We start from the raw sequence: 16,820 nt of genomic DNA, 5'->3' as shown, positions 1-16,820 counted from the left end.
TCTGCGCTTACTTCTTCTTCGCTTTGAGAGACTTCTCCTGCACGGGTGCGGTGCCCGAGGCGCGAAGATCAGCGAAGTAGGCTGCGGCTTCGTCCTGGCGCTCGGCTTCGATGCCGGAGGCTACCGGCGCCCGGAGGTGCTCCTGGCTGTACCCGAACGCCTCGACCAGGTCGAGGGCGTGCGGACGGAGCCGCGCGAGCAGCCGGTCGATGTACGCCGTAACGGCACCGGCGCGCTGGCCGGAGAGCCTGCCGTTGATCAGGTACCAGGAGAGGTTTTTCTCGATCAGCCCGAGTCCGAACAGGTCCCTGAGCCAGGTCAGCACCTTCTTCGTTCCCGGGTCGGTGACGTCGGCGAGTGCCTCGGTGAATGCTTCCCACTGGAGCAGCTCGGTGTGCGCGCGAGCCGCTTCGATGAGCTGGTTCTGGTTGGCGTTGAAGAGCGCAGCGGCATCCGTTGCGCTCAGCTTGCTCGCTGCCCGCAACCGACCGGCGATCCCGGCGACCATTCCCTCGACACGGGCCGTGAGCAGCTCGCGCTGTGTTGCCTCGTTCTGCAGGTGGCCGACGGACCGCGCCGTCGAGCCGAAGTCGGCAACGGTCTGCGCGAGAGAACGAAGTCCGGTGCCGTGCACGACCTTTCCGCGAGCCTGTTCCGCCGCGAATCGGGCGAGCGTCGCCGCGTCAGCGCCCTTGAACCGCTTGGCGTAGTCGCCGAGGAGCCGCTTGCCGACGAGCTGAAGCAGCACGTTGTTGTCGCCCTCGAAGGTGACATAGACGTCGAGGTCGGCGCGCAGGCTCGTCAACCGGTTCCCGACCATGAAGCCGGCGCCACCGCACGCTTCGCGCGCTTCCTGGAGGGTGTCGAGTGCGTGCCAGGTCGACAGCGACTTGAGGCCGGCCGCGAGCGTCTCGAGGTCCTGCCGATCGTCTTCGGTGTCGGACTTGCCACTGAAGACACCGTCGAACTTCACGAGCAGCGTGTCGTGGGCGAAGATCTCCGCGTAGGTGGTGGCGAGCTTCGGCAGCAGCCGGCGCTGGTGACGCTGGTAGTCGAGGATGACCTCTTCCTGCGTGTCGCTGGCCGCGTTGAACTGACGCCGCTGGCTTCCGTAGGTGATCGCGATCTGCAGGGCGACAGCGGATGCCGCGACAGCGGCTCCGTCAAGCGACACACGCCCTTGCACGAGGGTGCCGAGCATCGTGAAGAACCGGCGACCCGGGCTCGAGATGGGCGACGAGTACGTGCCGTCCTCGGCGACGTCGCCGTATCGGTTGAGCAGGTTCGTGCGAGGGATCCGGACGTGGGTGAAGTGAAGCTTGCCGTTGTCGATGCCGTTGAGCCCGCCCTTGATTCCGTCGTCTTCACCGCCGATTCCGGGGAGGAAGTTGCCCTCGTCGTCGCGGAGAGGAACCCAGAAGCAGTGAACGCCGTGATTGACACCGTTGGTGATGAGCTGGGCGAAGAGCGTTGCAGCCTTCCCGTGCACCGCCGCGTTGCCGAGGTAGTCCTTCCAGGCCGCACGGAACGGCGTGTGGATGTCGAACTCCTGCGTCTCTGGGTCATAGGTGGCCGTCGTCGCGATTGAGGCGACGTCGGAGCCATGGCCGACCTCTGTCATCGCAAACGCCCCGGGGATGTCGAGGCTCATGATGCCTGGCAGCCACTTCGCGTGGTGCTCGGGAGATCCGAGGTGCATGACGGCCGATCCGAAGAGGCCCCACTGCACACCGGACTTGATCTGCAGCGACGGGTCGGCGGTGACGAGTTCCTCGAACCCGGCGATGTTTCCGCCGTGGTCGTCTTTGCCGCCGAGCGCGACGGGGAAGGCGCGGTGAACCTGGCCGTTCTCGACGAGGAGCTTGAGCTGGCCGAAGACACGCTCGCGGTGCTCGTCGACGCTCTGACCCTCGATGCGGTGGAACTCCTCGCGCGCGGCGAGTGCCCTGGCATTCAGCCGCTGCTCCGGCCAGGTACCGAGCAACCGGTGTGCGAGGTCAGGCACGTTCACCCTGGATCCGTCCGGGCCACCCGCGGGAAGGTCAGCGAGCACGTCGTCGCGGGTAATCTCATCGGGGCGGATGGTGGTGTCAGCCATGGGAAGGTCCTTGTCTTTCGGCACTGAAGTACGTCTGAATAAAACCTACGAGCGGCACATGCCGATACGAAAAATGCCGTTCCACCGCTACAACTGGAGAGAACAGGCCCCACACTCACGCTGTGGAAACCTACAGTCAGGGGGGTGATTCCTCATTCAGACCCCACAAGGTGCAGCGCGAGATTCCGTCGAGCGATCGCAGACGTGCCCTTCGCGCGGATACAGCGTATGGTCAAGAGACACAGCCGACGCGGCTGGCAGGTCGAAGGAGCACTCATGCCAAGCAAATCACCCCAGAAAAACTCCGCTAAGAAAGAACCAGCGAAGTCACTGAAGGAGAAGCGCGCCGACAAGTCGGCGAAGCGCGAAGACAAGGCTCGCAAGGGCTAAGCAGCCGAATACTCTTTCTCACTCAAGCGCTGTGCCCCGGGCCCGGCGCTTGAGTGCGTTAACGGCTGTGAGATGAGGGGTAGCGATTTCAGAAGTCGACAGCTAAGGAGTCGACAGTTCCTGAGGCTCGGCGGGTTCACGGCCCGCAACGACGTCGAGCAACGGCTGCCCGTAGGTGGCCCGCTTCTTCTCGCCGATACCGGTGATCGTCGCGAGCGCATCGAAGGAATCGGGTCGCGCGGCGGCGATGGCGCGCAGCGTTGCATCGCCGAAGACGATGTACGCGGGCACACCCTGCTGCTTCGCCGTCGCCGCGCGCCACGCGCGGAGCGCCTCGAAGAGCTCGACATCCTGGGGGGCGAGGTCGGATGCCGCCTGTCGGCGCGCCTTGCTGGCGGACGCTCGCCGCTCCGGCTCGGTGCGCATGGGCACCTGCTGGGTGCCGGAGAGCACCGATGCGCTGTCGTCGGTGAGACCGAGGGTGCCGTATTCACCGCGCGTTGCGAGCAGGCGCTTGGCCAGGAGCTGCCGGATGACGCCACGCCACTGCTGCTCGCTGAGGTCCTGCCCGATTCCCCACGTCGCTATCGACTCGTGTTTCCACTGAGTGGTGCGCGGTGTGGTCTTTCCGCGGAGGATGTCGATGAGGTGGCCGGCACCGAACTCCTGGTTCCGCTCGCGCTTGAGCCGGACGATCGTGGAGAGCAGCTTCTGTGCCGGAATCGTTCCGTCCCAGACCTGGGGCGGATCCAGGCAGGTGTCGCAGTTGCCGCATGGCTCTGACGGCTGGCCGAAGTAGCTCAGCAGGTTGGTGCGGCGGCACTCGACCGTTTCGCACAGTGCGAGCATCGCGTCGAGGTGTGCGGACATGCGCCTGCGGTGGGCGAGGTCGCCGGGTGACTCGTCGATCATGCGGCGTTGCTGCACCACGTCCTGCAGCCCGTAGGCGAGCCATGCGATGGAGGGTTCTCCGTCACGGCCGGCGCGACCGGTCTCCTGGTAGTACCCCTCGACGCTCTTCGGCAGGTCGATGTGGGCGACGAACCTCACGTCGGGCTTGTCGATGCCCATTCCGAAAGCGATGGTCGCGACGATGACGATGCCGTCCTCGCGGAGGAACCTGGCCTGCGTTTTCTGGCGAACCGATGCATCGAGGCCCGCGTGGTACGGCAGCGCGTGAATGCCGTGTGCCTGCAGGTGGGCCGCGGTCTTCTCCACAGTGTTGCGGCTGAGCGCGTAAACGATGCCGGCCTCGCCCGCTCCTTCTTTGGAGATGAAATCGACGAGCTGCTTGCGCGGCTCGTTCTTCGGCACGATGCGGTACTGGATGTTGGGCCGGTCGAAGCTCGCGACGAAGTGCGCGGCGTTCTGCAGGTGCAGGCGTTCGGTGATTTCGCGGTGCGTGGCATCCGTCGCCGTTGCCGTGAGCGCGATCCGCGGCACGTCAGGCCAGCGCTCGGCCAGCTCGCCGAGGGCGAGATAGTCGGGGCGGAAGTCGTGGCCCCACTGCGATACACAGTGGGCCTCGTCGATGGCGAAGAGCGCGATCTTGCCGTTCGCGAGGAACCGCTTGGTGGCCTCCGAGCTCAGTCGCTCGGGGGCGACATAGAGCAGATCGAGTTGTCCGGCGAGGTACGCCTGCTCGACGCGGTCACGCTCGACCGAGTCCTGGGTCGAATTGAGAAAGGCTGCCCGGACGCCGACGGCCAGAAGTGCGTCGACCTGGTCCTGCATGAGGGCGATGAGCGGCGACACGACGATGCCAGTGCCGTCGCGCACGAGTGAGGGCACCTGGTAGCAGAGGCTCTTGCCGCCGCCGGTGGGCATGAGCACCACGGCGTCACCGCCGGCGATGACCTGGTCGACGATCGCCTGCTGCTCACCACGGAAAGAGTCGAAGCCGAAGACCGAGTGCAGCACGTCGGCTGCGGTGGGGGCCTTTGACGCTTCTGGCAGCACGTTTGTCACCTCGCAAACGATAGCCGCTGCCGCTGACAACGGTTAATCGCGGGAGGCGTCCCACGGCTGGCGAACCGCCACCGCTGCAGTCCCATGCGGGCGCTACAGATACTTCTGCAGCGCCCGCATGCATGTGCAGCGCTCGGTAATCGCGGGGGGTGTCCCACGGCTGGCGAACCCCCACCGCTGCAGTCCCATGCGGACGCTACAGATACTTCTGCAGCGCCCGCATGCATGTGCAGCGCTCGGTAATCGCGGGAGGTGCCCCACGGCTGGCGAACCGCCACCGCTGCAGTCCCATGCCGGCGCTACAGATACTTCTGCAGCGCCCGCATGCATGTGCAGCGCTCGGCGCCGGGCGCCGTCGAGCGCTGGGCCCTCGCTAGCGCGGGTCCCGTGGCGAAGAAGCGTCAGCCGCGTCAGCTTCGCCAGCCTCGTCGGCACCGGGGCCAGCTGGCGGACCCTTCTTTCGCCGCACCAGGACGACGGCAACCACTGCCGCGATCACGAGAACGGCGAGCGCCCCGCCGATCCAGAGGAAGTCGTTCGGCGCGGCGGTCGTGTCTTCAGACTCGATCGGACCCGACGGGGAGGCGGTGTCTGTTGCCTGGGTGGTGAACCTCGGCTCCGGCTCCGGCGAGGCCGATTCAACCGGCGCCTGGGCCTGCCCGCACATCGGCACGGCTGGCACTCCCGCCGCGAGTTCCTGGCCGGATGCCGGCTGCCAGGTGAACGTGAATTCTCCCGAGATCGGATGCCCGTCAGCGGACACCACCTGCCAGAGGACCGTGTAGTCGCCCGGCTGGCCGAGCTGCACCGGGGTATTGAGCGTGCTGCCCGAAACGGTCATGCAACCGTCACCGTAGTAGAGGGTCTCGGCACCAGGGCCGCGAACCTGGATGGCATTCGACGTGCCGCCCGCCTCGAGGATGGCGTCGTTGGTGGTGACCGAGAATGTACCCGGCTGCTCCGTCACGACGGAATCGGCAGCGGGTGTCGAGGAGACCAGCGCGTTGTGCGCATGCGCGGGCGCCCCGGCGAGGCCGAGGCCGGCAACCGCGAGCAGCCCGGCGAGTGTCGAGAGTCCAAGAAGGCGGCGAATACGCATCTGCCCAACCTTCCATGCTCTGGGCGCGGGTTGCCCCTGCGCGTGGGCCAGCTGTGTGCCTGGGTGGACTGTGTGAGTTCGATTCATGAGTTCCGAAATTCGTTGAGGTGCGACCGGCGCGCAAAGCGGCGGTCGGCGAAAGAAAATGGTCTGCGGGTGTGCCGAACGGATGCTCCCCGTCGGGGAGGGCAAGTCCCCTCCGTTGTCAGGCGAACGAGCGGGTCCGGCGAACGGGTGCGGGAGGCCCGCGATGGCGCATGGCTGAGAGCAGCACGCGCTGACGGGCAATCAGCACGGGCAGCCAGTCGACCGCGGTGCGAACCCCGCCGCCGCCAATAGGGACGACACGGGCGATGATGAGCGCCCGAACGCCCATCCGGAGGGTCTCGGACAGAGCAACGAGCACTCGCTCGCCGCGAACCAGGGCCACAATCGTGACACCGGCGGCGAGCGCGTGACCGAGCCACATGGCCGCGGCGGGCGTCGCGTGGGCGTGGGTCACGGCATCCGTCGACAGCAGAACCATTCCGGGGTGGTGCCCCGCGCTGGACGCTGTGCCCGTCGTCGCGGTGCCCGTCGTGGCTGGCGCGAGCGCGAAGAGGAGGTGGTAACCCAGCTGGCTGAGCACGACCGAAACCGCGAGACGCCAGGGCGAAAGCGCTCGACCGGCGAGGGTGATGCACACGAATACGGCGAGGACGGATGCCACGGCGAGCGCGAAGATGCCGGGAGCAGAGTCGCCGGAAATCGTGTGGGAGAGCGCGGCGGCGAAGGTGGCCAGTGCGGCCGCGAGAAGGCCGCGGAGCACGCGGGTCCGCCGAGCGCGCATGATCGTCCTTCCCGCGGGAGTGTGGGCTGACTGGCCCTCCCTCCACTGTACGTTGCCCGCCGGGCACAGGGGCTCCCGGGACCGCGGCGGGCGCCCGGCTGTGGCAGGTCAACTACGCTTTCGTCATGCTCACCGCGGTCATCGGCCTGTTCGGCGCTCTCGTCTATGGCGCGGCCGACTTCCTCGGCGGCCTCGCGTCGAAGCGAATCAGCCCGCTCAGGGTCACAGCGCTCGCGGCGGTGTCCGGTCTTGTCGTTCTCCTCGCCGTACTGCCTCTCGGCTTCGGGCGCTGGTCGGCGGAAGCCGTGCTGTGGGGAGGGCTGTCCGGCGTCACCGGTGCCATCGCCATCTCGCTGCTCTACGCCTGCCTCGCGATCGGGCCGATGTCGATCCTGTCACCGCTCACCGCCGTCGTGTCGGCGATAGTGCCGATGACCTGGGGGCTGGCCACGGGCGACGAGTTCGGCGTCCTCGGATTCTTCGCTCTCGGACTCGCGCTCGTCGCCGTCATCCTGGTCGGTTTTGTTCCCGAAAAGGGCGCGGTGCGACCGAGCATCCGTGGTGTGCTGATGGCGATCGGCTCCGGCGCGATGATCGGCGCGTTCATCATCCTCATCGACCAGACGCCCGAGGATTCCGGGGTCGTCCCACTCGTGATGAACCGGGCCGTGAACGCCGCGTTGATGTTCACCGCCGTGTTCCTGGTCTGGCTGCGTACCAGAAACCCCGGTCGCGGTCGGCGCCCCTCCGCACCAGCGCGGACCGGGTGGCGCCAGGGCCTGGGCCTCGCCATCGCGTGTGGCATCGTCGACGCGCTCGCCAATACGCTGCTGCTCATCGGCATCCGGATCGGTGATCTCTCGGTGATGAGCGTGCTCACGGCGATGTATCCCGCAGGCACCATCCTTCTTGCCGCCGTGGTGCTCAGGGAACGGATCGCCCCCGTGCAGTGGCTCGGACTCGTGCTCGCGCTCGTCGCAGCAGGAATGCTCGCTCTCGCCTGACCGTGACCGTGGCCGTGCCGCCCGGCCGTGCCGTGACCGAACCGGACCGGACCGGATGAGGCAATCCACTCGCGCCCCGACGACGACAGGAATAGGTTGGAGTGAACCCTTCCGTCGTTCGTGAGAAAGCAGGAACCTGTGGCTGATGATGCCGACCAGACCACCAGCGTCACGAGGAACGACGACGAGTCGAGGTATGAGATCCGGGTCGGTGGCTCGCTGGCCGGTTTCGTCGCATTCCGCCAGAACCCCGGCCGACTGGCCTTCACTCACACGCTCATACAGCCGGAGTTCGAGGGGATGGGCCTTGGCTCCACCCTCGTGCGGAGCGCCCTTGAGGACGCCTCCACTCGCGGCGAGACGATCGTCCCCTTCTGCCCGTTCGTTCAGTCCTGGCTGAAGCGTCATCCCGAGTTCGAGGGCACCGTCGACTGGGAACCAGTCCAGCAATGACGCGACTCGACCAGCCGGTGAGCGAGTCGCTCAGCTCGCGCCCCGGTGCGACGGGGCAGACGACGCGCCGGCTCGAGTCCCGCAAGGTCCCGCTCGGAGGAATCCGTGGGATCGTCGTGCACCGGTCGCTCCCCCAGCGCGCGCTGCCCATGGTCGGCGCGTGGTGCTTCCTCGACAGGTTCGACGACGAAGAGGTCGGGATGAAGGTGCTGCCGCACCCGCACACCGGACTGCAGACGGTGACCTGGCCCGTCGAAGGCAGCATCCGTCACCGTGACAGCGTCGGCAGCGACGTCGCCGTCGAGCCGGGCGAACTCAACATCATGACGAGCGGGTACGGCATCTCCCACTCCGAGTTCTCGCTCGGCCCCGTCGGCAGCCCGCTTCGGGGCCTCCAGTTGTGGGTGGCGCTCCCCCGCGACGTCGCCGACATCGATCCGTTCTTCGAGCGCCATACCGAGCTTCCGGTTTACCGCGCGGAAGGCCTCACCGCGAGCGTCCTCGTCGGAAGGCTCGGCGACGTCGTCTCGGAGGCAACCGTGTTCACGCCACTGGTCGGGGCGGATGCCGTGATCGACGCTGGTGCGCGCGTCACGCTCCCGCTCGAAGGGCACTACGAGTACGCGGTCATGGTGCTCTCGGGCACTCTCGAGGTGGCCGGAGAATCGCTCACGCGCGGGCCGCTCCTCTACCTCGGCACGGAGCGTGAATCGCTCGACATCGCGAGCCCGGACGGATGCCGGTTCGTCCTGCTCGGAGGCCTGCCGTTCGCGGAGGAACTCATCATGTGGTGGAACTTCGTGGCACGGAGCCACGAGGAGATCGTGAGCGCGCGGGACGCGTGGGAATCGCGCAGCATCCGTTTTGGTTCGGTTGGTGGCCACGGTGGTGAACGGATCCCGGCACCGCCGTTGCCAGGAGTGCGATTGACGCCGCGTCGCCGACAATCCTGAGCGCGACTCCCAGACGACACGCACTAAACTTAGGGTTACCTCACCCCTGAACCAGCTCACCCGAAACCGAGATCGACATGCGAAACGCGAGCACCCGCCTCCTGCTCACCTGCGCAGCCATCGGCGTCGCCGGTGGCCTCGTTTTTGTGGTCAGCGGCTATCTCAACGGGCTCATGTCTGCGACTATCCCGGTTCTCTACGGTTCGCTTGTCGGCGTGTACTTCCTCCCCGGCGTTGTCGCACAGTCACTCCTTCGACGCGGCGGAGTCGCGCTGCTCACCGGTCTCTTCGCCGGGCTCATTGCCGCGGCCTTCAGCCCCCAGTGGTTCCTTCGCTACCTCGGCGCCGGCCTTGCGATCGGGCTGCTGCAGGAACTGCCGTTCCTCGTCAGCCGCTACCGGTACTGGCGGGCCTGGGTCTTCTACCTCGCTGCGGCGATCGCCGGGATCATCTTCGGCGCCGGGGTCTATCTGGCCATCGGCGCCGAACAGTTCAGCGCGGGCCTCAGTGTCGTGTACTTCGGCCTGTTCGCCGTGAGCCCGATTATCTTCACCTGGCTCGGGCGGGTCATCGCCAGCCGAATCGACAAGACCGGGGTGGCGCGGGGGCTGCAGCGTGAGGTCGACCGCAGGCCACACGTCCCGGATTCGGCCAACGCACCAGTGACCTCCGCGTGACCAGCTGAATGCCGGATCACACCGCCGCGCTGCGGCTCGACGATGTGCGGATCCGCTATGCCGGGAGCGCAGACGACACCCCCAACGGTGTGAGCTTCGACGTTCGCACGGGAGAAGTCGTCCTGCTCCTCGGCCCGTCGGGTTGCGGCAAGTCGACACTCGCCCTGTCACTCAACGGCCTCGTCCCGCACGCGGTCGCCGGGACGCTCTCCGGAACCGTCACGGTCAACGGCATCCGAACGGCGGATGCCACGGTGTCGCGGTTGTCGCAGGACGTCGCGATGGTCTTCCAGGACCCCGATTCTCAGCTCGTCACCGGCACGGTGTTCGACGAGGTCTGCTTTGGCCCGGAAAACCTCCTTCTCCCCGTCGCCGAGGTGCTCGAGCGAGCCGAACGCGCACTGAATGCCGTCGGACTGTGGGAAAGGCGTCTCGACAACCCCGACCTGTTGTCGGGCGGTGGCAAGCAACGACTCGCCATCGCCTGCGCCCTCGCGATGGGCACCGGGGTACTCGTACTCGACGAGCCGACCGCCAACCTGGACCCGACCGGAATTGCCGATGTCTACGCGGTCCTCCGCGAAATCGCAGCGGCGGGGACCCACGCGGTCGTCCTCATCGAGCACAACCTCGACGCGGCCATGGACCTCGTCGACCGGGTCATCGTCCTCGACGGCACCGGGAAACTCGCGTTCCAGGGCGACCCGAGAACCGTGCTCGCCGGGGCCGCGGACGAGGTCGCGAAACTCGGGGTCTGGCTGCCCGTCGCCACCCTGGCCGCGCTGCGGTTGAGGAGCGCCGGAGTGGTACTCGATCCACTCCCGCTCACCCCGGCCGAGCTGACGGACGCGCTCAACGGCATCCGTTCTCTTCCCCCTCTCGCCGAACGCACGCCCGAGCCGGCCGTCGTTCCGAGGGACGCGGCCGTGAGCGTTCGCGGTCTCACCGTGACCCGCGGCCGCACGCCGATCATCCGTGACGTGTCGCTCGAGATCGGCCGGGGTGATTTCGTCACGGTGATCGGCGCCAACGGAGCGGGCAAGACCACGCTCGTGCAGGCTCTTGCCGGAGTCGTTCCGCCGCCGAAAGGGCGGGTCCGCGTCGGCGATCTTGATCCGGCGACGAGTGACGCGCGGATGCTGGCGGACCACGTCGGTTTCGTCTTCCAGAACCCCGAGCACCAGTTCATCGAGAACACGGTGTTCGACGAACTCGCCCACGGGCTGCGGGTGCGCCGCGGACGCTCTGGCGGCGGGCTGAACGCGGATGAGATCGAGGCGCGAGTGACAGCGATGCTCGAGCGGTTCGGACTGAAAAAGCACCGCGACGCCCACCCGTTCCTTCTCTCCGGCGGGCAGAAGCGCAGGCTCTCGGTCGGCACGGCGCTCATCACCGGCGCCCCGGTTCTCGTCCTCGACGAACCGACGTTTGGCCAGGATCGCCAGCGGGCGAACGAGTTGCTCACCCTGCTTCGGGACCTGCACCGCTCGGGGACGACGGTGATCACCGTGACCCACGACCTCCAGCTGGTTGCGGAGTATGCGAGCCACGTCGCTGTGATGCACGACGGGCGGCTGCTGGCGTTCGGGCCGGCCGCTGAGATCCTGGGTGACGGCGAACTGCTCTCGATGGCCGGGCTCATTCTTCCCCCACTCGCGCGGGCGATGCGGGGCGTGACGCGGCATCCGTCGTGGATGTCACTCTCGCGGGTCGCTGACCTCCCGGGGAGCCTCACGTGACGGCGGCGCTCGACCCTTACTCCGTACGGCGAGGTGTGACGGCCCGTCATTTTCTGCACAGGCTCAACCCGCTGGCGAAGATCGCGGGGCCACTGCCGTTCATGGTCTACCTGCTGTTCGTGCGCGATATTGCGACTCCGCTCGTCTTTATCCTGCTTGCGCTTCTGCTTCTCAGCGTCGGGGCAAAACTCAGTGCCCGGCTCGCGGTTGCGCTCTGGCTCGGCCTGCCGGCGATTGTCGCGGTGCTGTCGCTCAGTTTTGGGCTGTGGACGGATGCCGCGCGCGTCGACGACACGCCGCTCCTGTTCCAGCTCGGCGAGTACCGCTTCTATCTCGGGGCCTGGCTGATCGGGCTGGCCACGGCACTCCGACTCGGGGCGCTGATGTCGCTCGCGCTGATCGCCGGGCTCACGATGACGGGACCCGATCTGGTGCGGGCGCTGGTGCAGCAGCTGCACGTGCCCTATCGCATCGGGTACACGGCACTCGCCGCCTATCGGTTCGTGCCCCGGTTCCGGCTGGAACTCGAGCAGATCAGACGGGCGCACCGCGTTCGCGGAGTGTCAGGCGGCAGGGGGCCGCTCGCCGGCATCCGTCGCGGTCTCGGCTACATCGTGCCGCTGCTCGTCGGGGCTATCCGTCACGCCGAGCGGGTTGCCCTGGCCATGGACGCGCGGGCGTTCGGGGCGCACTCGTCACGGACGGAGCGGTACCTCGTGCCGTTCCGGGCCCGGGACTGGGCGTTCGTCGTGCTGTTCTGGGCGGTTGGCGCGGGCCTCCTTCTCGTGGCCGGGACTCTGCTCTAGCGGTCGGCTTCACCGAGCGCTCCACTTCCATGCTTACGCTGCAGAAGCTTCTGTAGCGCGGGCATGGATCTGCAGCGGTTGGCGCACATAGAACGCGCTCGCGCACTTTCACTCCACAGATAGCCCGCTATTCTCGAATCCATGTTCTAATAGAGTGCATGAGGTGGGATGGCCAGCAGCTCGGCACCGAGGAGCCCTCGGCGCTCCCGGGCCTCGCCAAGCTCAACAACCTCGTGCGCAGCGTGCAGACGCCGGAGTTCGCCGGAGTGACGTTCCACGAGGTCCTCGCGAAGTCAGCGCTCAATAAGATCCCGCGGCAGTCGCAGATGCCGTTCGGCTGGACCATCAACCCCTACCGTGGCTGCAGTCATGCGTGCGTTTACTGCTTCGCCCGCCCCACCCACAGCTACCTCGACTTCAACGCCGGCGACGACTTCGACAACCAAGTCGTCGTGAAGATCAACGTCGCCGACGTGCTCGCGAAGGAGGTCGCCAAGCCGAGCTGGGGCAAGTACCCCGTCGCGCTCGGCACCAACACCGACCCGTACCAGCGCGCAGAGGGCAAGTACTCCCTCATGCCGGGCATCATTACCGCGCTGGCGAACTCCGGCACACCGCTGTCGATCCTCACCAAGGGCACGCTGCTCCGCCGCGACATCCCGCTGCTCGCCGAGGTCGCCCAGACCGTGCCCGTCGACCTCGCCATGTCGATCGCCATCTACGACGACGAGCTGCAGAAGTCGATCGAGCCGGGCACACCGTCGGCGAAGGCGAGACTCGCCACCGTCACCGCGGTGCGCAACGCAGGGCTCGACTGCAGCGTGTTCCTGATGCCGATCCTGCCGTACCTCACCGACACGAAGGCCCACCTCGACGAGGCACTGCGGCAGGTGAAGGCGGCGGGAGGAACGAGCGTGCTCTTCACCTCGTTGTACCTCAAACCGGGAGTGAAGCCGTGGTTCATGCACTGGCTCGAGCGGCAGCATCCCGAACTTGTCCCGAAGTACACAGCACTTTACGCCCGCGGGCAGTACGCGCCGAAGGAGTACCGCACCTGGCTCGCCGCACGCATTTCGCCGTTGATCCGCGCCCACGGGCTCGAACGCGGCCGTGAAGATCCGGCGACGGGCGGCATCCGATCGAAAGCGCTCGGGATGCTGCGAAACGACGCCGGAGAGCGGCCCGCGTTCACGAGTGATGACGGTTCGACAGGCGCGCGCATCCTGCCGTCGACCGAACAGCCGATGTTGTTCTGAGAGGCCGCATCGGCGACCAGGTACACGAAAACACCCGTTCCGGTCGAGAACACACGTGCGAACGGGTGGTCTCGACCGGAACGGGTGTTCTGGCGGCTCAGCTGTTAGGCGGTGAGCTTCTTGTTGGTCATGCGACCGGCGAGCTCCTCGATGATCTCGTCACCGGGGCGAGCCTGAACGTAGTCAGCCTCGATCTCGGCGCGACCGAGCAGGTCGGTCATGCGACGCTGGCGCGCCTTCGGGATGATCGTGACGACGGTACCGACCTTGCCCGCGCGGCCCGTACGGCCCGAACGGTGGAGGTACGTCTTGTACTCGTCGGGCGCGTCGGCCTGGATGACGAGGGTGATGTCGTCAACGTGGATGCCACGAGCCGCGACGTCGGTTGCAACGAGCACGTTCACTCGACCTGAGGTGAGCTGCGCGAGGTTGCGGGTACGGCGGGCCTGGTTCAGGTCACCGTGGAGGGACACTGCACGGATGCCTGCATCCTCCAGCTGGTCAGCGAGACGCTCGGCGTATGCCCGGGTGCGCGAGAAGATCAGTGTCTTCTCGTTGCGGTTCGCGAGTTCCTCGATGATGCGGTCCTTGTCGCGGTGCTCGACCACGAGAACGCGGTGGTCGATCGTCGCTGAGGCCTGGTCTTCGCCGGCAACCTCGTGCACGGCGGGGGACGGCAGGAACTCCTTGACGAGCGAGGCAACACCCTTGTCGAGGGTTGCCGAGAAGAGCAGCTTCTGGCCACCATTTGCCGTGCGGCGCAGGATGCGCTGCACAGGCTCGAGGAAGCCGAGGTCGCACATGTGGTCGGCCTCGTCGAGGACCGTGATGGTCACTTCGGAGAGGTCGAGGCGTCCCTGCTCGATGAGGTCTTCGATCCGGCCCGGGGTGCCGACGATGATGTCGACGCCACGCTGGAGAGCGCCAACCTGGCGGCCCTGCGGCACTCCGCCGTAGATCTGCGTGGTGAAGAGGCCGACGCTGCGGGCGATCGGCTGCACTGTGCGGTCGATCTGCAGCGCGAGTTCACGGGTCGGTGCGAGGATCAGCGCGCGGGGCTTGCGACCCATGGCACGCTTCTTGCCTCCGCCGTTTTCCATGAGCTTCTCGACGAGCGGTGCGCCGAAGGCGATGGTCTTGCCTGATCCGGTGCGACCGCGGCCGAGGACATCCTTGCCGGCGATGACGTCGGGGATGGTTGCTGCCTGGATCGGGAACGGGCTCGGTGCGCCGAGTTCAGCGAGAGCGGCGACGATGTTGCCACCGAGGCCAAGGTCGGTGAACGAAATGCCCTCGACGTCAACGGCCAGCGTGGCCTGTGCCTCGAGGCGCTCGAGCACGACGTCGTCTTCGGGGGTGAAGTTTCCCTTGGCGTCGCGGTTCGGGTAAAAGTTCTTGTCTGCTCCGGCGTCGCGGGGACGGTCGAAGTTGTTGTCGCGGCGCGGTGCGCGGTCGTCGCGGCCCGCAGAGATGCGACGCGTCGACGGACGCTCGATGCGCTCGCCACGCGTGAACGGGCGGTCGTTGTTGTACGCGGGGCGCTCAGAGCGGTCGCTACGGGGAGCGCGGTCTTCGCGGTTGTATGACGGACGCTCCGTGCGGTTCTCGCCACGGTTGTACGCCGGACGCTCGGTGCGGTTCTCACCACGGTTGTACGCGGGGCGCTCACCGTTGCCGCGCGGGGCGCGGTCGTTGTACGAGGGGCGCTCGGCGCGGTCACCGCGAGGTGCACGGTCGTCGCGGTTGTACGCGGGGCGCTCGGTGCGGCCTTCACCACGGTTGTACGCGGGACGCTCCGTGCGGTTCTCGCCACGGTTGTACGCGGGACGCTCACCATTGCTGCGGGGCGCGCGGTCGTCGCGGCCGTAGGAGGGACGCTCGGTCCGGTTCTCGCCACGGTTGTACGCGGGGCGCTCGGTGCGGTTCTCGCCACGGTTGTACGCGGGACGTTCACCGTTGCCGCGCGGGGCGCGGTCGTCACGGCCGTACGAGGGACGCTCGCTGCGGTCGCCGCGGGGTGCACGGTCATCGCGGGGAGCACGGTCATCGCGGCCGTAGGCCGGGCGCTCGGTGCGGTTCTCACCGCGGTTGTACGCGGGTCGCTCGCCGCGCTGCGGCTGGGCGCCACCGTCGTAACGGTCGTCGCGGGGAGCGCGCTGTTCGCGCGGCTCGTCGGAGTGACGACGCTGGGCGCGCTCGTCGGCGTTCCAGCGGGCCTTCTTCGGTGCGTCGGATTCTGCGGCGCGGTATCCGCGGTGTCCCGGGCTCCTGCTGCCAGCTGTGGTTCCTGCCGGGCCGCCGCTCTTACGGGCGTAGCTCGGGTCGAAGTTGCGGGCGGGGCGGCCGCCAGCGGGTTTATTGTTCTTGGGCATAGTACTTTCCGGGTTTTAGTTCATGCATGAATCGAGAAGCGCACAGCAGAGCTGCGGCATTCATATACCCGGGCAGTCGATGGCCGGGACCGTTTCACATCAAAGTGAATACAAGTCGCGTTTTCGCGATGTATAACCGGCCCACCAGACTTACAAACCCTTCCGCGGTACATCCACGGTGTCCAGAGCCGACTTGGCTACATTACGGCACAAAGGCGGAATTGTCACGTACTTTTCTCTATTTCGCAATGACTTTGCGGCAATTCCCCAGATAAACACCGAACGCGGTACTCTCGAGTTACACCAGCCTAACCGGGCGGGTTCAACGGGACTCCGGCAACGGAGATCCATCGGACAAATGGAGGTGGAGCCTTGAGCTTCCTGGCATTTCTTCTTCTCGGTCTGATTGCTGGCGCAATCGCAAAGGCCATTCTTCCTGGCAGACAGGGCGGCGGCTGGCTCATCACACTGCTTCTCGGTGTCGTGGGCGCACTTCTGGGCGGCTGGCTCGGTGGCCTGCTGTTCGGCATCGACATGAACGAGTTCTGGAGCATCTCGACCTGGCTCACCGCCATCGTCGGCTCCATCGTCGTGCTCCTGATCTACGGCCTCGTCACGCGCAACTCGCGCAGCGGCAGCCGGGCCTAACGGTCCACGAACCAAACGAATGCCTCCTCGCCTCGCGGCGGGGAGGCATTCGTCGTTTCCGACCTCCGTCTTTCGTGTGAATGCCGGGCTCCAGCTTGAGGTCGGCCGACAGGTTCGGAAGGGTGGGACACTCCTCACCGCCGATCGCAAAGGACGCTCATGCTCACCCTCACCGATAACGCAAGCACCATCGTTAAGACCATCACGCTCCAGAGCGCGGGGACCGAGGATGCTGGCCTTCGGATCACCAGCCCGGAACCGTCGTCGACCGACCTTTCCGTCGCGGTCGCCACGGCACCTGAACCGACGGATGCCGTCGTCGAGTCGAGCGGCGCCCGCATCTTTGTCGACGAGAACGCTGCGGTCATGCTCGACGACAAGATTCTTGACGCTGAGGTCGACGAGGCCGGTGCCGTGCGCTTCGCCATCGGCACCCAGGCCTGACCTTCGCCCACCACGGTTTGTCGAGATAACGCCCTCCCGGATCTCCTCCGCTGGGGTGACGTCACCCAATACCTGAGGAGGATG

14 protein-coding genes are annotated in these 16,820 nt (G+C 66.8%); 9 read left to right on the top strand and 5 right to left on the bottom strand.

The window, feature by feature from the left end; genetic code table 11:
• Positions 1 to 7: 7 nt before the first annotated feature.
• The 4 genes from AC1C2M_RS15405 to AC1C2M_RS15390 all read right to left on the bottom strand — a co-directional run bounded on the left by AC1C2M_RS15405 (position 8) and on the right by AC1C2M_RS15390 (position 6,384).
• Complete coding sequence (locus AC1C2M_RS15405; RefSeq protein ID WP_495437480.1) at positions 8 to 2,098, bottom strand: acyl-CoA dehydrogenase family protein; 2,091 nt, start codon at positions 2,096 to 2,098, stop codon at positions 8 to 10.
• Between the two features lie 492 nt (positions 2,099 to 2,590).
• The gene (gene recQ, locus AC1C2M_RS15400) at positions 2,591 to 4,447 is read right to left on the bottom strand and encodes a DNA helicase RecQ (protein ID WP_495437573.1); all 1,857 of its coding nucleotides are present in this window, start codon (positions 4,445 to 4,447) and stop codon (positions 2,591 to 2,593) included.
• Positions 4,448 to 4,829: 382 nt separating this feature from the next.
• On the bottom strand, positions 4,830 to 5,555 hold the full coding sequence (locus AC1C2M_RS15395; RefSeq protein ID WP_495437478.1) for a copper resistance CopC family protein: 726 nt from the start codon (positions 5,553 to 5,555) through the stop codon (positions 4,830 to 4,832).
• A 205-nt stretch (positions 5,556 to 5,760) separates the two neighbouring features.
• Entirely contained in the window at positions 5,761 to 6,384 is a 624-nt protein-coding gene (locus AC1C2M_RS15390; RefSeq protein WP_495437477.1) for a hypothetical protein, read from the bottom strand.
• Positions 6,385 to 6,509: 125 nt separating this feature from the next.
• Here AC1C2M_RS15390 and AC1C2M_RS15385 point away from each other — a divergent pair, with 125 nt between their 5' ends.
• From AC1C2M_RS15385 to AC1C2M_RS15355, 7 genes are all read left to right on the top strand, one after another.
• Entirely contained in the window at positions 6,510 to 7,388 is an 879-nt protein-coding gene (locus tag AC1C2M_RS15385) for an EamA family transporter (protein WP_495437475.1), read from the top strand.
• A 138-nt stretch (positions 7,389 to 7,526) separates the two neighbouring features.
• Positions 7,527 to 7,841 carry a GNAT family N-acetyltransferase gene (locus AC1C2M_RS15380; protein WP_495437474.1) on the top strand — a complete coding sequence of 105 codons (315 nt, stop codon included), beginning with the start codon at positions 7,527 to 7,529 and terminating at the stop codon, positions 7,839 to 7,841.
• The gene (locus AC1C2M_RS15375) at positions 7,838 to 8,794 is read left to right on the top strand and encodes a pirin family protein (protein WP_495437472.1); all 957 of its coding nucleotides are present in this window, start codon (positions 7,838 to 7,840) and stop codon (positions 8,792 to 8,794) included. Before AC1C2M_RS15380 ends, AC1C2M_RS15375 begins: the two co-directional genes overlap by 4 nt.
• Positions 8,795 to 8,871: 77 nt before the next feature.
• Positions 8,872 to 9,471 (top strand): ECF transporter S component, encoded by a 600-nt coding sequence (locus AC1C2M_RS15370; RefSeq protein ID WP_495437470.1) that lies wholly within the window; start codon positions 8,872 to 8,874, stop codon positions 9,469 to 9,471.
• An 8-nt stretch (positions 9,472 to 9,479) separates the two neighbouring features.
• Positions 9,480 to 11,210, top strand: a complete 1,731-nt coding sequence (locus AC1C2M_RS15365; protein ID WP_495437469.1) for an ABC transporter ATP-binding protein — start codon at positions 9,480 to 9,482, stop codon at positions 11,208 to 11,210.
• Positions 11,207 to 12,016 (top strand): energy-coupling factor transporter transmembrane component T family protein, encoded by an 810-nt coding sequence (locus AC1C2M_RS15360; protein ID WP_495437468.1) that lies wholly within the window; start codon positions 11,207 to 11,209, stop codon positions 12,014 to 12,016. Before AC1C2M_RS15365 ends, AC1C2M_RS15360 begins: the two co-directional genes overlap by 4 nt.
• 158 nt (positions 12,017 to 12,174) lie before the next feature.
• Complete coding sequence (locus AC1C2M_RS15355; protein ID WP_495437466.1) at positions 12,175 to 13,272, top strand: Rv2578c family radical SAM protein; 1,098 nt, start codon at positions 12,175 to 12,177, stop codon at positions 13,270 to 13,272.
• Positions 13,273 to 13,376: 104 nt separating this feature from the next.
• On the opposite strand, the gene AC1C2M_RS15350 is transcribed toward AC1C2M_RS15355, so the two are convergent.
• Positions 13,377 to 15,644: a DEAD/DEAH box helicase gene (locus AC1C2M_RS15350; protein WP_495437464.1), complete on the bottom strand. Its 2,268-nt coding sequence runs from the start codon at positions 15,642 to 15,644 to the stop codon at positions 13,377 to 13,379.
• Between the two features lie 372 nt (positions 15,645 to 16,016).
• Between AC1C2M_RS15350 and AC1C2M_RS15345 the strand changes: the two genes are divergently transcribed.
• Together AC1C2M_RS15345 and AC1C2M_RS15340 are read left to right on the top strand one after the other, a co-directional pair.
• The gene (locus AC1C2M_RS15345; RefSeq protein WP_483405980.1) at positions 16,017 to 16,292 is read left to right on the top strand and encodes a GlsB/YeaQ/YmgE family stress response membrane protein; all 276 of its coding nucleotides are present in this window, start codon (positions 16,017 to 16,019) and stop codon (positions 16,290 to 16,292) included.
• Positions 16,293 to 16,451: 159 nt separating this feature from the next.
• Positions 16,452 to 16,736: a Fe-S cluster assembly protein HesB gene (locus AC1C2M_RS15340; RefSeq protein ID WP_483405981.1), complete on the top strand. Its 285-nt coding sequence runs from the start codon at positions 16,452 to 16,454 to the stop codon at positions 16,734 to 16,736.
• Positions 16,737 to 16,820 lie beyond the last annotated feature (84 nt).

It is taken from the genome of Mycetocola sp. Y444 (assembly GCF_059445295.1).
Note: the sequence above shows the minus strand (reverse complement) of the source record. Positions and strands in the feature narration are given on the sequence as shown.

Excerpts from the sequence above, each read along its gene's own strand:
- AC1C2M_RS15405 (WP_495437480.1), bottom strand. The coding sequence starts at position 2,098 with ATGGCTGACACCACCATCCGCCCCGATGAGATTACCCGCGACGACGTG.
- AC1C2M_RS15395 (WP_495437478.1), bottom strand. The coding sequence starts at position 5,555 with ATGCGTATTCGCCGCCTTCTTGGACTCTCGACACTCGCCGGGCTGCTC.
- AC1C2M_RS15390 (WP_495437477.1), bottom strand. The coding sequence starts at position 6,384 with ATGCGCGCTCGGCGGACCCGCGTGCTCCGCGGCCTTCTCGCGGCCGCA.
- AC1C2M_RS15385 (WP_495437475.1), top strand. The coding sequence starts at position 6,510 with ATGCTCACCGCGGTCATCGGCCTGTTCGGCGCTCTCGTCTATGGCGCG.
- AC1C2M_RS15375 (WP_495437472.1), top strand. The coding sequence starts at position 7,838 with ATGACGCGACTCGACCAGCCGGTGAGCGAGTCGCTCAGCTCGCGCCCC.
- AC1C2M_RS15370 (WP_495437470.1), top strand. The coding sequence starts at position 8,872 with ATGCGAAACGCGAGCACCCGCCTCCTGCTCACCTGCGCAGCCATCGGC.
- AC1C2M_RS15365 (WP_495437469.1), top strand. The coding sequence starts at position 9,480 with ATGCCGGATCACACCGCCGCGCTGCGGCTCGACGATGTGCGGATCCGC.
- AC1C2M_RS15355 (WP_495437466.1), top strand. The coding sequence starts at position 12,175 with ATGAGGTGGGATGGCCAGCAGCTCGGCACCGAGGAGCCCTCGGCGCTC.
- AC1C2M_RS15350 (WP_495437464.1), bottom strand. The coding sequence starts at position 15,644 with ATGCCCAAGAACAATAAACCCGCTGGCGGCCGCCCCGCCCGCAACTTC.
- AC1C2M_RS15340 (WP_483405981.1), top strand. The coding sequence starts at position 16,452 with ATGCTCACCCTCACCGATAACGCAAGCACCATCGTTAAGACCATCACG.